General features: G+C 37.1%; 13 protein-coding genes and 2 pseudogenes. 1 reads left to right on the top strand and 14 read right to left on the bottom strand.

Going from position 1 to position 15,502, the window contains the following annotated elements; all coding sequences use genetic code 11:
* Positions 1-88: 88 nt before the first annotated feature.
* The 12 genes and pseudogenes from glpD to CER22_RS26245 all read right to left on the bottom strand — a co-directional run bounded on the left by glpD (position 89) and on the right by CER22_RS26245 (position 11,361).
* Positions 89-1,771: an aerobic glycerol-3-phosphate dehydrogenase gene (glpD, locus tag CER22_RS26300; RefSeq protein WP_046957115.1), complete on the bottom strand. Its 1,683-nt coding sequence runs from the start codon at positions 1,769-1,771 to the stop codon at positions 89-91.
* 133 nt (positions 1,772-1,904) lie between these two features.
* Positions 1,905-3,395 (bottom strand): glycerol kinase GlpK, encoded by a 1,491-nt coding sequence (glpK, locus tag CER22_RS26295; RefSeq protein ID WP_088062314.1) that lies wholly within the window; start codon positions 3,393-3,395, stop codon positions 1,905-1,907.
* A gap of 12 nt (positions 3,396-3,407) precedes the next feature.
* The gene (gene glpF / locus CER22_RS26290; RefSeq protein ID WP_088610017.1) at positions 3,408-4,229 is read right to left on the bottom strand and encodes a glycerol uptake facilitator protein GlpF; all 822 of its coding nucleotides are present in this window, start codon (positions 4,227-4,229) and stop codon (positions 3,408-3,410) included.
* 226 nt (positions 4,230-4,455) lie between these two features.
* Positions 4,456-5,016 (bottom strand): glycerol uptake operon antiterminator GlpP, encoded by a 561-nt coding sequence (gene glpP / locus CER22_RS26285; RefSeq protein WP_000394296.1) that lies wholly within the window; start codon positions 5,014-5,016, stop codon positions 4,456-4,458.
* 88 nt (positions 5,017-5,104) lie between these two features.
* Positions 5,105-5,278, bottom strand: a pseudogene (locus tag CER22_RS26280) (helix-turn-helix domain-containing protein); the annotation flags it as partial.
* Between the two features lie 86 nt (positions 5,279-5,364).
* Positions 5,365-6,216, bottom strand: coding sequence for a DUF2935 domain-containing protein (locus tag CER22_RS26275; protein WP_046953966.1), 852 nt, complete (start codon positions 6,214-6,216; stop codon positions 5,365-5,367).
* A 194-nt stretch (positions 6,217-6,410) separates the two neighbouring features.
* Positions 6,411-6,611 carry a sporulation YhaL family protein gene (locus CER22_RS26270; protein WP_088062310.1) on the bottom strand — a complete coding sequence of 67 codons (201 nt, stop codon included), beginning with the start codon at positions 6,609-6,611 and terminating at the stop codon, positions 6,411-6,413.
* Positions 6,612-6,687: 76 nt separating this feature from the next.
* Positions 6,688-7,560 carry an alpha/beta fold hydrolase gene (locus CER22_RS26265; RefSeq protein ID WP_142293571.1) on the bottom strand — a complete coding sequence of 291 codons (873 nt, stop codon included), beginning with the start codon at positions 7,558-7,560 and terminating at the stop codon, positions 6,688-6,690.
* 239 nt (positions 7,561-7,799) lie between these two features.
* On the bottom strand, positions 7,800-8,051 hold the full coding sequence (locus CER22_RS33845; protein ID WP_088610015.1) for a hypothetical protein: 252 nt from the start codon (positions 8,049-8,051) through the stop codon (positions 7,800-7,802).
* A pseudogene (locus CER22_RS26255) lies at positions 8,051-9,139 on the bottom strand (response regulator aspartate phosphatase). The gene CER22_RS33845 and the pseudogene CER22_RS26255 overlap by 1 nt, the downstream one beginning before the upstream one ends.
* Before the next feature lie 256 nt (positions 9,140-9,395).
* On the bottom strand, positions 9,396-10,373 hold the full coding sequence (locus CER22_RS26250; RefSeq protein ID WP_088610014.1) for a ring-cleaving dioxygenase: 978 nt from the start codon (positions 10,371-10,373) through the stop codon (positions 9,396-9,398).
* A gap of 43 nt (positions 10,374-10,416) precedes the next feature.
* A complete protein-coding gene (locus tag CER22_RS26245) occupies positions 10,417-11,361 on the bottom strand; it encodes a ring-cleaving dioxygenase (protein ID WP_088610013.1) in 945 nt (314 codons plus the stop codon).
* A 429-nt stretch (positions 11,362-11,790) separates the two neighbouring features.
* Here CER22_RS26245 and CER22_RS26240 point away from each other — a divergent pair, with 429 nt between their 5' ends.
* Positions 11,791-12,303: a hypothetical protein gene (locus CER22_RS26240; protein WP_088121560.1), complete on the top strand. Its 513-nt coding sequence runs from the start codon at positions 11,791-11,793 to the stop codon at positions 12,301-12,303.
* Between the two features lie 380 nt (positions 12,304-12,683).
* On the opposite strand, the gene CER22_RS26235 is transcribed toward CER22_RS26240, so the two are convergent.
* Both CER22_RS26235 and yhaM read right to left on the bottom strand, forming a co-directional pair.
* Positions 12,684-14,111 carry a serine hydrolase domain-containing protein gene (locus CER22_RS26235; RefSeq protein WP_088610012.1) on the bottom strand — a complete coding sequence of 476 codons (1,428 nt, stop codon included), beginning with the start codon at positions 14,109-14,111 and terminating at the stop codon, positions 12,684-12,686.
* Positions 14,112-14,526: 415 nt separating this feature from the next.
* Positions 14,527-15,471, bottom strand: a complete 945-nt coding sequence (gene yhaM, locus CER22_RS26230) for a 3'-5' exoribonuclease YhaM (protein ID WP_000726645.1) — start codon at positions 15,469-15,471, stop codon at positions 14,527-14,529.
* Positions 15,472-15,502: the final 31 nt, after the last annotated feature.

The raw sequence follows: 15,502 nt of genomic DNA, 5'->3' as shown, positions 1-15,502 counted from the left end.
CTAGACATAATAAAACCGCACCTCCAATTGTTAATTAAGTGTCTAACAAATTGGGTGCGGTTCACTCCCCTTCAGGTGGTTTTCTATTTTACGCTAACGCAGCTGCTTGCTCTTGTTGATCTACAGGAATGACAGCGTCTGTTAATGCTTTTTCTAGTTCTGCTGTGTATTTCATTTGCTCTTCTTTGCTCCAACCTAGTTTCGCAGCCATGTAGTTGATTACTGCTTCTTTCCACTCGTATACCCAGTGAATGTTGAAGAATACAGCGCCTCTGCGGCGTACGAAGAAGTCAACTGGTTTTGCTGTCATTTCGTAATCCATTGCGTATACAAGCGGGATTAGAACTTCTAGCGGCATGTTGTATTCTTTCGCTTCGTCTTTATGTTTTTTCGCTAAGTCGAACAGTACGTCAACGTTAGAACCGTAGAATTTCGCGAATTCTTCCGCTTGTGCTGTCGTTAAACCGTATTTCGTACCTTCGCCTGCTTTTTTCGCAACGAATGCTGGGAATCCATGTGAACCATCTACATGTCCACCAGAGATTGGCATATGTTTCGTGTCGCTCTTCGGATATGCACTATGACCCTCTTTTTGTAGTAAGTTCGTTACGTAGTCTACTACCATTTCAGCCATTTTACGGTATCCTGTTAATTTTCCGCCCGCAATTGTAATTAAACCAGATTCAGAAGTCCAAATTTCATCTTTACGAGAAATTTCAGATGCATTCTTTCCTTCTTCGTAAATTAACGGACGTACACCAGCCCAGCTTGACTCCACATCTTTTTCTGTAATTTTCACACTTGGGAACATGTAGTTAATCGCATTAATGATATATGTGCGATCTTCTGTTGTCATGTGCGGTACAGCTGCGTCTTTATCATAGAACGTATCTGTTGTACCTACGTATGTTTTTCCGCCTCGAGGAATCGCGAACACCATACGTTTATCTGGTGTATCGAAGTAAATAGCTTGCCCTAATGGGAAACGTTTTTGGTCAATTACTAAATGCACACCTTTTGATAACTGAAGTACTTTCCCTTTTTTCGAGTTATCTTTTTCACGAAGTGTATCTACCCAAGGGCCAGCTGCGTTTACAATTTTCTTACCGTACACTTCATATACTTCGCCATCTAGTAAATCGATTACACGTACACCGCATACTTTTCCATCTTTATATAAGAAACTGTCTACTTTTGCGTAGTTAACAGCTTTCGCACCGTGTTCAATCGCTTCTTTCATTACTTCAATTGTAAGACGCGCATCGTCTGTACGATATTCTACGTAGTAACCGCCGCCCTTTAGTCCTTCTTTTTTTACAAGAGGCTCTTTGTTTAATGTTTCTTCACGGTTAAACATTTTTCTGCGCTCGCTTCGTTTTACACCTGCTAAGAAGTCATATACACGAAGACCAATTGATGTACTGAATGATCCGAACGTACCGCCTGTATGGAACGGAAGTAACATCCACTCTGGTGTTGTTACATGGGGACCGTTCTCATATACGATTGCACGCTCTTTCCCCACCTCTGCTACCATTTTCACTTCAAGTTGTTTTAAATAACGTAGACCACCGTGTACAAGCTTCGTTGAACGACTTGATGTACCTGCTGCAAAGTCCTGCATTTCAAACACAATTGTTGATAACCCGCGTGTTGCTCCATCTAATGCAATACCAGAACCAGTAATACCTCCACCAATTACGATCACATCTAACTCTTGTTTATTTACTCCGTTTAATACGTCTTTACGTTGTTTACTTGAAAATTTCATGGTAATTCCTCCCTTTGATAACGAAAAAAGAGACCACGAACTCCGCTATAGATTTCGCCTCTATAGCGTGTTGTGGTCTCTCCAAATCTCCTACCGAATTATTAACTTGTCACCATTATAACACTGTTTATGATTATTTGAAAGCTTTTGTTGCTTCAATCGCTTTTTTCCATCCAGCATATAGCTCTTCGCTTGTTTTCGCTTCCATCGTTGGTTCAAAGCGTTTGTCCATATGCCACTGTTCTTTAATTTCATCTTGGTTTTTCCAATATCCAACCGCAAGACCAGCTAAGTATGCTGCACCTAAAGCTGTCGTTTCATTGATTACTGGACGCTCTACAGGAACATCTAAAATATCACTTTGGAACTTCATTAAGAAGTTATTTTTAACTGCTCCGCCATCAACGCGTAATGTTTTCAGTTCAATGCCTGAATCTGCTTCCATTGCACATAATACATCTTTCGTTTGGTACGCTAAAGATTCTAGTGTTGCACGAATGAAATGCTCTTTCGTCGTACCGCGCGTTACACCAAACATAGCGCCGCGTACTTCACTATCCCAGTACGGTGTACCTAATCCTACGAATGCTGGTACCACGTATACACCGTCAGTTGATTCAACGCGAGAAGCATATACTTCACTCTCACTTGCATCTTTAAACATGCGCATTCCGTCACGTAACCACTGAATTGCAGAGCCTGCTACGAAAATACTTCCTTCTAATGCATAGTTTACTTTACCATCTATACCCCATGCAATTGTTGTTAATAGGCCATGCTCAGAAGCTACTGCTTTTTCTCCTGTGTTCATTAACATGAAGCAACCAGTTCCGTAAGTGTTCTTCGCCATACCTTCACCGAAACAAGCTTGTCCAAATAATGCTGCTTGCTGGTCACCAGCTACACCTGCAATCGGTATATTTTGACCGAAGAAGTGATAATCAATTGTTTCTCCATATATTTCAGATGATGGACGTACTTCTGGAAGCATGCTCTTTGGCACTGTTAACATGTCTAGAAGCTCATCATCCCACTGTAAGTCGTGAATGTTAAACATTAATGTACGTGATGCATTTGAGTAATCCGTTACGTGCGCTTTGCCGCCGGACAATTTCCATACAAGCCATGTATCAATTGTTCCGAATAATAGATCGCCGTTTTCTGCTTTTTCTCTTGCACCTTCAACATTATCTAAAATCCATTTTACTTTCGTACCAGAGAAATATGCGTCAATTAAAAGACCTGTTTTTTCGCGAACCATTTCGCTATAACCTTTTTCTTTTAGCTCATCACAAATTTCAACTGTTTGACGAGATTGCCATACGATTGCGTTGTAAATTGGTTTTCCAGTCGTTTTATCCCATACAACCGCTGTTTCACGTTGGTTCGTAATACCGATACCAGCAATTTGTTCTGGTTTTACATCTGCTTCACTTAAGCAAGTTGCGATAACTGCTAAAATAGATCCCCAAATTTCTTGTGCGTTATGCTCTACCCACCCTGGCTTTGGAAAATGTTGTGTAAACTCTTTTTGAGCTGAATGAACAATTTCACCTTTTTTATTGAAAAGAATTGCGCGTGAGCTAGTTGTTCCTTGGTCTAAAGAAAGAATATATTTTTTCATAATGGTTTCCCCCTATGCTACTTTTCTACTATTTGTAGTGCTTTCACTTTTTTTACTTGTCATATAAGAGATTGCTAGTACAATCACAGTTGCAATAATCACATAAATAAGTGCTGCATTTTGTTTTCCTTCAAATACAACTTGATGGAATAACCCTGCAAGTGATCCACCTAGAATTGGACCAACTACTGGAATCCATGCATACTTCCAGTTCGAACCGCCTTTTCCTGCAATCGGAAGGAAGAAGTGTGCGATACGCGGACCTAAATCACGAGCCGGGTTAATCGCGTATCCTGTCGTTCCACCTAATGATAAACCAATACTTACAATTAAGAAACCTACGATAAATGGATTTAAACCATCTGCAAATTTATTTGCTCCAATTGCTAATATACCAAATACTAAAACGAATGTTCCAATCATTTCACTTAAAAGGTTTGCAAATGTGTTCGGAATTGCTGGACCTGTTGCAAATACGCCTAACTTTGTTCCTGGATCTTCTGTTTCTTTCCAGTGTGGTAAGTAATGTAAATATACGATAACTGCCCCGATAATTGCCCCAATCATTTGTGCTGCGATATAACCTGGTACGTCACTCCATGGGAACGCTCCCTTAAATGCTAGTCCTATCGTTAAAGCCGGATTCAAATGTGCCCCACTAATTGATCCAACCGCGTACGCTGCTACCGCTACCGCTAAACCCCAGCCCATTGTAATGACAATCCATCCAGAATCCTTCGCAAACGATTTCTTTAAACTTACACCAGCACAAACGCCGCCACCAAGTACGATTAACAACGCTGTCCCTATTAATTCCCCTAAAAATGCTGACATAAAATCCCTCCACAATCAATTTAAATGCGTTCAAATGTGATAGAGGTAAAATGAATGGCCATTCGTTTTTTCAAAAGAAAAAGATCCACAGCTTACATGCTTCTATATAAAAATATATAGAAACAATAAAATGTGGATCTCTTCTTTTCTCCGTCACGTTTATTAACTTGTCTATAATGTTAACCTTTCATGAAAGCGGTGTCAACAGAATTTTTTCACATTTTCGTCACTTTTTTTGGTAATGTTTCCATAGTTCTTTTTTTGATGTCGTAATTGCTGTCGCACCAGCGCTTAAAGCTCTTTCAACATCTTGCACAGTACGAATGAAACCACCCGCTAAAATCGGAACACCAGTACGCTCTTTCACTTCAGCAATCACATCCGTTAGCGCACCAGGAAGCACCTCTATATAATCCGGCTTCGTCTTTTCTAGCAAATTACAGCTCTTTTCCATCGCGCTAGAATCAATTAAAAAGATGCGTTGAATTGAGACGACACCCTTTTGCTTCGCCTTCATAATCACGCTCGCCTTTGTCGACAGTAACCCGTACGGTTTATATTCTTGGCATAAAAACTCCGTCGCATGCCCATCACTTTGTAATCCATGGATCAAATCAACATGTAAAAACACCTTTTTACTATGCTGCTTCGCAAGTGACACAACACTCTTCAATTGACCAACATGAATATCTAAAATAACAATATACTCATATGAACTATGTAATAGCTTTTCCAAATCTTTAATTTGTCTCACTGCCGGCAAAATCTTCTGTTCATGAAATTCCATTCTAAATGTCCCCTTCTTTATGTCATCCTATCCTTTATAGTACACAATTTAAGTAGAAAGAACAGCTAGTGTGGGGAAATTATTTCCTCTATCTATATATTTTCTTCAACTTATCAGAACCCGTGCCACCTATAACCATTAATATGAAGGGTAAAAAATTCATTACATACGGTGCATCTGCTACAAGTGTAATGCTCGCTCCGGCAAACTTATTTAACATCCATACAACGATTTTTGTAAGAAATAAAAATACGCCCATCATAGTTTCATTTTCATCAAAAAGAAAAGAAGCTAACAATAAATTGTTAACTTCTCAGCTGAAAGTAAAATAGTATCTTTCTTTATCTTCTAATATCTAGGTTGTGATTGAATATTTGTAAGGTGAACATCATACATATCAATGATTTCAAGAAATCTATCAGCTTCACGGAAAACATGGTCTGCTAATAATGGATGAATGATACTCTTTATTTTACATTGCTCAATTAAATCACGTGCTGTTTTCTTAAAATCCCGAAGAGATGCAACCGACACACGATTTTGATCTAAAAATTGATCTAAAAGTGGGACTGTTTGAGATTGTGGTTTCATAGATTCTAAGTCAATTGCTTGATACATCAATTCATCAAAATCATTGCTAAAATTCCGCGCTGTGTCTACAAGCTTTCTTTCCGATGGATCAAGAAGATGACCAATAAATTTAGCATGGTCTGCCATAATCCTTAAAAAGAAAACATTTTCTTTAATAATAGCATCAGGAAGAGCATCTAATTTACCTTCATTTAATTGTATTAAACGTTTTCTAAAATAATCAGCTTCCCTACTCGTATGGTCAACTAACAATGGAAAGTTATTTTGTCCTGGCAATTTACATGTGAGAATTAATCCTAAAATTTTTCGTTTAAATCCCCAAATATTAGTTGCGGCTTGTTGTACTTCTGAATTAAATCTTTTTATTTGCTCAGGATCTGTTTCATTTGTATAGGAATGCGCTATTTGTTCGATATGTTCAAACAATCGATAAAATTGATTAGCCTCTTCGATTAGTTGAGTATCCTCACATCTAAACCCTAAGCGAAGAAAAAAAGAATGCTCCTTCATGATTCTAGACCAAAAACGAATTTCATTTAATGAACGCTCAACAAACATTACAGATGTAACACCTGTATCAGGATGTAATGATGTTTCATCCCTATGCATTGTTAATCCCCCCCAGTAAATACTGCGCTAGTTCCATTCTTATGAGTAAAAAAATATATAAATACCATTTATAAAAGTTCATGATGAATCTCGTATACATGTAAAGTTAAACTTATATAACCTGCTCCCCCAGAAGAAAAAGGCTATCACCTAGATATAAAATTCTACTAGTTGATAGCCTTTCAAAATTTCTATTAAAGCAATACCGAATCCTTATCAGTATCCTGATTCCGTTTCTCTCGCTCTTCTTCTAAACGCTTCATATACACTTCGCCTTCTTTTTCGATAAACTCATTATCCATCTCTTGCTCTTTTTTTGAAGTATATAAAACCATGTAGCCACTTAATACGATCCCGACGATTACAAGATACACCCACCATGGTAAAGTTTCCACGCAACTTCATTCCTTTCCTTAGACAAGCCTTATTAGTTTCACTGTATGAGGAAAGAAGTGGATTTATGCTTAAAATTTATTGCGGATTCTTCGCGAAGAACGCTTGTACATATTCCATAAATTCTATTGGTTCCTGGCGAAACGGTGCATGGTATCCTTTTTCAATGATATGGAACGTACTATTCGCAAATAGCTCATGATACAGTTCACCATTTTTCCAAGAAACGCTCTTATCGTGTCGTCCCCATATAATTAAAGTCGGCACCTTAATTTTATCGGCCTCTATCGCGATGCGGCGCTCTCTCATTTTCGTAAGCTGATCATAATGCTCTTTATCGTCGCGACTATTTTTCACTGCATTTTTATTATAATCTGTAATCTCTGTTACAGTTTGTAAATCCGTTGATAGCGGCGGCACTTCATAGCTTTCTTTTTGCTGGAAAGACTCGATCCCTGTAGAATCCGCTAAAACGAGATGCGTTACTGCATCCGGATATAAATACGCTAAATTTAGAGACATCTCTCCGCCCATCGAATGACCAAGTACTGCGAATTGATCGTATCCGAGTTTCTTCATTAACTTATAATATAAATTCACTTGCGCAGGAAACGAATACTGAAAATCAACCGGCTTCGAAGAACGTCCAAATCCTAAAATATCAACCGCGATAATCGTGTGATCTCGTGCAAGTTCCGGATAAATATCACTAAACCCATCAGATGAACCACCAAACCCGTGAAGCATAAGTAAAGGTGGCTTGCCCTCACCAATTTGCTTAAAATAAATCGTCTGTCCATCAATTTGCGCCATACTCTCTTTCGTATTCAGCTTCATCATAACAGTATTTTTCACTTCTCCAACTTTCGCAATCGGCTTATCAACGAAGTTACATACGATTAACAAAACGAGCACAATACCGCTAATAAAATAAAATTTAAACCGTTTCAAAATTCCCGTCTCCTTTCTCTTGTTGCTATTTAAAGTTTTTACATTATTTGGTTGTTTTATGATTAATTTTAATTGTAACTACATTAGTTACAATTATACTAAAAAAATATTACTTACTTCTATTAATGATGGTCGTTTTGTAACTATTATAGTTACACGTTTAAAGTAAGTCAATTCTTTTCTCTACATGGCCTGAAAATAGAAAAAGGGACTTCATGTTGAAGTCCCTTTCTTTGTTATTATAGTTGGCTTACTCCGCCGTCTCCTCTATTATCTGCTGGTGCTCCTCCTGTGTCTCCTATATTAAAACTAGCATAGTCTGGGTTTGCTGGCGCTCCACCAGTATCCCCCTTATTAAAGCTAACATAGTCTGGTCTTGCTGGTGCTCCTCCTGTGTCTCCCTTATTAAGAGCAACAGCATTAAAATTGTGGGAACCTAAAACTGAAAAAGTAAATGCAAATCCAATTACTGTTAACACAATTTTTCTCATTATTTTAACGCCCCTTTTGCCACCTGTTTTTTCCTTGATTCGTTACTCATACGATAGTATTTACTAGCCTTTTCATGATTGTTTACATTATAAAATTTATCTGCTAAGCGTTCTGTATATTCCTGAATACAGTCAAACAACTCTTCTCTTTCAAAGTAAGAAGCTCCCGCTATAACAGCCTCCTCTAATGCATCAACATTTGTATTCATTTCACTTAAAACCATAAATCGGTATTGATATTCTTGATTCTTCAACTGATTACAAATATGTAATCCTTTACTTATTATGACACTCGCTTTTTCAAATTCATTTATTTTTAAATATTCATCAGCTTCCAAGTAAAGTGCTCTAAAATGATTAGGAGCTTTCTTTGTTACTTCGGATAAATGCCGAATTGCTAATTCTGATAAATTCTGATTTGCATATAGCAATCCTAAGTTATTTCTAACCATTAAAATATATTTTTCATGATCAATTTGCTGAAAAATATTTAGGGAGTGATTAAATATCTCCTCTGCTAACTCAAATTGATTTAAATCAACATAGCATAACCCTAAAATATTCTCACATAAAGCAAAATTAATCTCATATCCTTGTTGCTTCGTAAAATCTTCTTTTGCTTTTTTCAAATAATCAATCGCATTGATTTGTTGATAGGAATGATAATAGAAATTCCCCATCCGATAATGAAACTCCGCATGTTCTATCGGATCTGCAATATATTTCAATAACTTCTCCGCTTGTTCATACTGTTCTTTCGCTTCGTTATAATTTGAAATTAATGTGCAATGAAATCCTTTGAAAAAGTGATAATAATAAGCTAAAAATCCTTCTGTTGGAATTTCGAAAGATTCCACTTTATCAAAGCTATCTTCTCTAACTGAAATCCAATCAACTAATGCATCATATCTAAAATTTAATAATGTATGATAAAGCAATACATCTTGATCCACGTCCAAACCACTAATCTTACTATCAATCTCTTCCTTCATCTCCGTAGCTTTCTCTATATTTTACTGCAACATTACACGATACCAATCATCTAAAGAATGTTTCATTTGCTCCCTTGTTACTACATCTGCTCCCATACACTCGCATCCCCTTTTCTCCAAAATTGCAAAATTAGGATTTTTATACAATTATCAAAATTGTATATCACCACTCCTTTTCTATGCATTGAAAAATAATTATCATAAAATTTAATATTTTAATTAATTATACCAAAGTTTTCCTTTTTAATAACTTGAGAAACAATTGTCAGAAAACTCACTAGGATAAATAAAAAAGCAAGCAGTTCCAGCACTCCGCTAAAACTACTTGCTCTCCTACTTACTATCTCTATTTTTACTCTTTAATAAATTCCTTCGTACTTCTCACTGTATCAATTGGACGAACTAATTTTTCAATTTCTTCACGTTTTGGCTCTAGAAATGGAGGTAAAGATAATTTCTCGCCAAGTGTTTCGTATGGCTCATCTCCCATAAATCCTGGGCCGTCTGTTGCGAATTCAAATAAAATTTGTGGTGCGACTCTTGCGTATAATGACTCGAAGAAGTGACGATTTACATAGCCAGATGAAGGAAGCCCTACGCTACTGATTCTCTCAATCCACTCTTCTAATACAGCGCGATCTTCTACGCGAAATGCAGCATGGTGCACTGTACCAAAACCTTGTTGTGCTTCAGGAAGAACCGTATTATGTTCTACAATGACAGAAGCACCGTTTCCACCTTCGTTTACTTCAAATAAATAGGATTCTCCTTCTTGAGCAATCTCTTTAAATAATAGAACTTTTTCTAACACTTCTTTAAAGAAACTAAAGTTTGAAATGCGGATAAATACAGGGCCTAAGCCAGTAATTGCATATTCTAATGGAACTGGACCGTTTTGCCATGGTGTACCTGATTCTATCCCGTTATCTAATTCATCTGAGATTAATTGATAGTGTTGATCATCAAAGTCAACGAAAGAAAGAGTTTTCTTACCAAATTGCTCTTTAATGCCTGTATGTTCCACTTCAAGACGGTCAAAGCGTTTCACCCAATACGCTAACGCTGCGTCAGTTGGAACACGGAATGAAGTTTTTGAAATTTCATTTGTACCGTGTACTCCTTTTGGAACACCTGGGAAGTCAAAGAATGTCATATCTGTTCCTGCACTACCTTTATCATCTGCAAAGAATAAATGGTACGTTTGAATATCATCTTGGTTTACTGTTTTTTTAACTAAACGCATTCCTAAAACGTGAGTGAAAAACTCATAGTTCTTTTCTGCACTACTTGTAATTGCTGTAACGTGGTGAATTCCTTTTAATTGGTTCATTTTATATTCCTCCAATGGGTTTTAAATTTTATTTTCTCTTCTATTATTTCTCTTCAATAGGTGCTAATTTCGCTTCAATTTCTGCTCGCTGATTTTCTAAGAACGGCGGTAAATCAAGTTTTTCTCCTAAATGCTCTACATCGCCATCAACTGTAAATCCTGGTCCATCTGTCGCAATTTCAAATAGGATTCCGTTTGATTCACGGAAATATAAGCTTTTAAAGTAGAAACGGTCGATAATGCCTGAAGAATGGAAACCTTTTTGTATTACCTGTTCTTCCCAGTAAGCAAGCTCTGCATCGTTCTTTACACGAATTGCTAAATGATGAATGCTACCGCGGCCTGGCTTTTCAGTAGGACCATCTAAATATTTCACAACGATTTCTCCGAAGGCTTCTCCTTTAATAGACTGGAAAATCGCTTCTTCGTCGCTTCGGCTAACTTCTGTATAACCAAATATATCTGTTAATGTATTCGCCAGTTTATCAAGTCTACGCACTGTCATTTCTACAGAACCCATTCCTTGAATTTGATGTTCGGCAGGAACTTCTGATTTCTCCCAAGTTTCCCAGTGCTCCACTTTTTCTCCGTTTGAAACGAGTAGCACGAGGCGAAGACCTTCAGCATCCTCAAATTGTAAAGCAGGACGATTTGCATATGTTGTCATTTCACTATGTTTCACATCAAATTTCTCAAATCGTTCTTTCCAGTAATGTAAGCTTTCCTCTGACGGAACGAGTAATCCGATTCGCGTAATTGCATTCGTACCACGGTACGTTTTTCCTACTAAAGGCATTTCAAAAAACGATAGTTCTGTACCTGGACTTCCTGTTTTATCTCCGTAAAATAAGTGATACATGGACGGATCATCTTGGTTTACCGTCATTTTCACACGGCGTAAACCAAGCACGTTTTTATAAAAATGGTTATTCTCACTCGCGTTTTTTGTAACCATTGAAATGTGATGATGCCCTTTAATTTCATACATTGATAATTCCTCCGTTTCATTTTACTAGTCAAGTGATACCTAAAAAATAATATGCTTCTTAGCTTTTCAATTTATTCTCATTATGTTTTTGTAAATTCATCTTAGTTTTTACTGAATAAGTTACTTCGTTTTTTTAATCGAAAGCAAGTGAGTGTATGTTTTTCATATGACTCAATCGCTTTCGTTACTATCACTTTACAACTCAAGTGATTAAAAAGCAAGTTATTTATCTCAAATTCGAGATATTTTTTTATTGGATAACATTTTGAACTGGAGAATGATAAAGTGAAGGCTAATAATCAGTGGGGGTTTTACTGTCCATTAACGCGGGATAAAGTATTCATACGAAGAGTAGACAACTTCTCCCCTTTAAAAAGGTTTATTACATGGTGAAAAGGAATATTATCCATAAAAGAAAGGGGTTAATTTATGAATAAAAATATATCATTACTGACCTTATCATTATTCCTATATCTATCCGCTTGTTCGACTGAGACAAACACTGGTAGTACATCTACTACTGAACAACCAAAAGTAAAAACTGCCTCAATACAACAAGAGGAAAATCATAAACCTATTTTCTTTCAAGGAAAGGAAATAAAGAAAATTGAGCTTATATCCGCTAAGGTAAAAAATAAAAAAGCAGTTATAAATCTAGAGTTTGATCAAATTATTAAATCCATGGAACATACAGGAATAGATAAGGATCGAGAAAGAGTTATTCCTCTTTTGCTAGATGATGAGGCCAAAGCAAATATTGATTATCAAATGAATGTAAATTACCAAGATGGTTCCAATGAAACATATTTAATTTGGCTAGAGGATAAAAAAGTTGTAATTGCTCGTCAAGATCATGAAGAACAAAAAAATCTAGAACATTACATAATAAGGGATACAGATGCTCAACAAATATTACGTTTATTTAAGAACAATGTAGAATAACAATAAGCTGCCCATATGGACAGCTTATTGTATTTTTTGCTTAACATATTTTTTCTGAAATGCTGGCGGTACTCAATTTAAAAGTTGATATGCCCCCATTCTAGTGGCAAGATATGTTTTATTAGTTCTTCGTTACACCCATGCGTACTTCTTAACTATTTTATTTCATTTTTAATAAAGTGAAACTTTAATCAGTGGGGGTTTTCTTCACCCCCCACTGATTATCAGCCCTCACCAATCGGACTTTTATGGGCAGCCCGACCCCCACCTAACTTCTTTGCTTTCGCTGAATTTTGAGTTGGGGGTCTTACTGCCCATTAAAGCGGGATAAATTGAAATTTAATGACTTAACATTATGCTTATCTTGGGAGCAAGGTATTTTATCGGTGAGTGTATACAAACCATGTAATGCTTGCTGTTAATAATGCTGACGAAATCAAAGCTGTAAGAATACTATATGTTCGCCACATAAGTATTGTTGACCAATCGAAAGCACAGCACAGTATACCCAGGGCAATCGTAGCGGTCAGGAAAATAACTGTTACGGTTATTCTCTTTTTTGTCATTGGCTGCCGCTCATTCGTTCTCCTTCTGCGTAATCCTAAGAGAAATAGCAAAACGGCCAATAGGCAAAGAATAATTGTGATAGACGACAAAATGATATCCAAAAGCTGTGTGCCGCTTATTTCATATGACTGAGTTAGATTGCCTTCTAATATATCTTTAACTTTTAGTGCCATGTTTGTATTGGTATTTGCGCCGTTGCTCAGCAAGGAGACGGCTGTTCGTTCATTTGGCAGTATGACTACTTCGGTTCTGAAATTTGGATTGCCCCCAGTGTGTTCTATAATCGTTTGTTCGGCGTTTACGGACCAGCCTGCCGCATAATACATACCGTTGACAGCCGAAACAGACATATCACCCCTATGTGATTTTTCGATAACCATGTGAAATATTTCGGGTATGTCCTGCACGATCCCCATCTGTATGCCCATCCAACGCGCCATATCTTTTGTATTAGAAATGATGTAGCCTGCGGGTTTATTCCCAGCATAATCCGGAGCTTTAAATGGAGTTGTCATAAAAAAGGAAGAACGGTAGCCCTGTGCCAACTGTCCAGTGGCTTGAGCAGCTTCTTTATAAACATACGTCTGGTGAAGACCTAACGGCTGAAATACCTGTTCCTTCATAAAGTCTTCATAGCTCTGTCGCGACACAATCTCAATAACCAAACCCAATACGTCATAATTAACGGTTCCATAGTTATACTGTTCACCGGGAGGGAACGCCAATTCAGCATCCACGAGCATTTCCACAGTCTTTTGCAACATATCCGGTGTATTGCCTTGTGGAATATTTTGAGTATGCCTAATATTTGTTAGACCACTGGTATGGTGAAGAAAGTTATTTAGTGTAAGACTTTGCATATCAACAGGTTTCCCTTGATATTTTAATGTAAACCAAGGTAAATATTTTTGGACAGGGTCAGTCATTGAAAGCAGCCCTTGCTCTTCCAATAGCATAATACCCATACCGGTAAAAGCTTTACTGACCGAGGCTAACTCATAGAGTGTATTTTCACTTGCAGACAACCCCTTTTCACGGTCTGCATACCCTGAAGAAAAGTAGAACACTTCATCATCAGCAAGTATTGAGATTGACATTCCCGGCACACCTGATATACGACAGGCATCATCTAGCAACGCTTGTATTGCCGCAGATTGCGAATCTGACAACGCATAACTTTGTGTTGCAAATCCTGAGAATAATATAAATATTGTTAATACAAAAACAATAATCTTTTTCATAAACTCTCCTTTTTGGAAAATTATAAGAGAATAATATAAAGTGAACCTATAATCAGCCCTCACCAATCGGACGTTTACGGGCAGCCCGACCCCCCACCTAACTTCTTTGCTCCAGCCAAATTTTGAGGTGGGAGTTTTACTGCCCGTTAATGTTGGATAAATAACCTCCTTTTACAACTACAAAACTAAATTTTAATGTATCTTTCTATTCACCTGTATAATATCAAATAATTGCGAATAGTTACACTTGAACGAACAGATGGATGTAATTTGAAACAACTTTAAAGAGCCTTGCTACGTAGAATGTAGTAAGGCTCTTAGCTTTTTAATAATCAAAATTCAATAACTTTATTATCATTATACAACAGCCCCACTAAGCTTATTAACACTTAATGAGGCCATTTGATTCACATTATTAATTATGGAACGTCGGTTTATAGAACGAACGATTATCAAGTGCAAAGACACGCTCTGTGTATTCACCTGGTTTTGTGCGTCCTAATGCACGGTCCATCATGTTCATTTTTGCATCTAAGTTATCGATGTAGTGCAGAATTTCTGCTTCTTTTACTAATGGTGGTTTTGGGCTACCCCATTCTGCTTTTCCGTGGTGAGAAAGGACGATGTGTTGAAGAATTAATACTTCTTCTGCATCGATTTGTAGCTCGTCTGCTGCTTTACCAATTTCGTTCACCATAATAGAAATGTGGCCTAATAAATTTCCTTCTAACGTGTATGTTGTGGAAATTGGGCCAGATAATTCGATTACTTTACCAAGGTCATGTAAAATAACGCCTGCATATAGTAAGTCTTTATCTAACGATGGGTATAAAGCCGCAATAGCTTTCGCTAAATCAAGCATCGATACGACGTGATAAGCTAGTCCAGATACGAACTCGTGATGGTTCTTTGTCGCTGCAGGATATTCTAAAAATTCGTTTTGATGCTTATTTAACAAATGCCTTGTTAGACGCTGAATGTTCGGGTTTCTCATTTCAAATATGTATTGCGTAATTTTTTCAACCATATCTTCTTTTTTCACTGGTGCTTTTTCTACGAAATCCGAGATATCTGTCACTTCATTTTCATTCGCAACACGGATTTGTTTCACACGTAATTGAATACGTCCTTTGTAATTTAAAATATCACCCGCTACTTTAACGATTGTTTCTGCTACATATTGTTTCTCAACTTCTGGTGATACGTCCCATAGCTTCGCTTCAATATCTCCACTTGGATCTTGTAAGATTACTGTTAAAAATGGTTTGCCATTGCTTGCTAAACCTTTTGTCGCTGTTTTAATTAACAAGAAAACATCGACTTGTTCACCAACTTCATATTCTGCAATTTTCTTTTTCATTCGAATTCCTCCACCATATCAATTACTTTTA

The sequence above is a fragment of the Bacillus sp. K2I17 genome, from assembly GCF_002209985.1.
Lineage (GTDB): Bacteria > Bacillota > Bacilli > Bacillales > Bacillaceae_G > Bacillus_A > Bacillus_A wiedmannii.
This window is presented reverse-complemented; position numbering and strand designations above follow the sequence as displayed.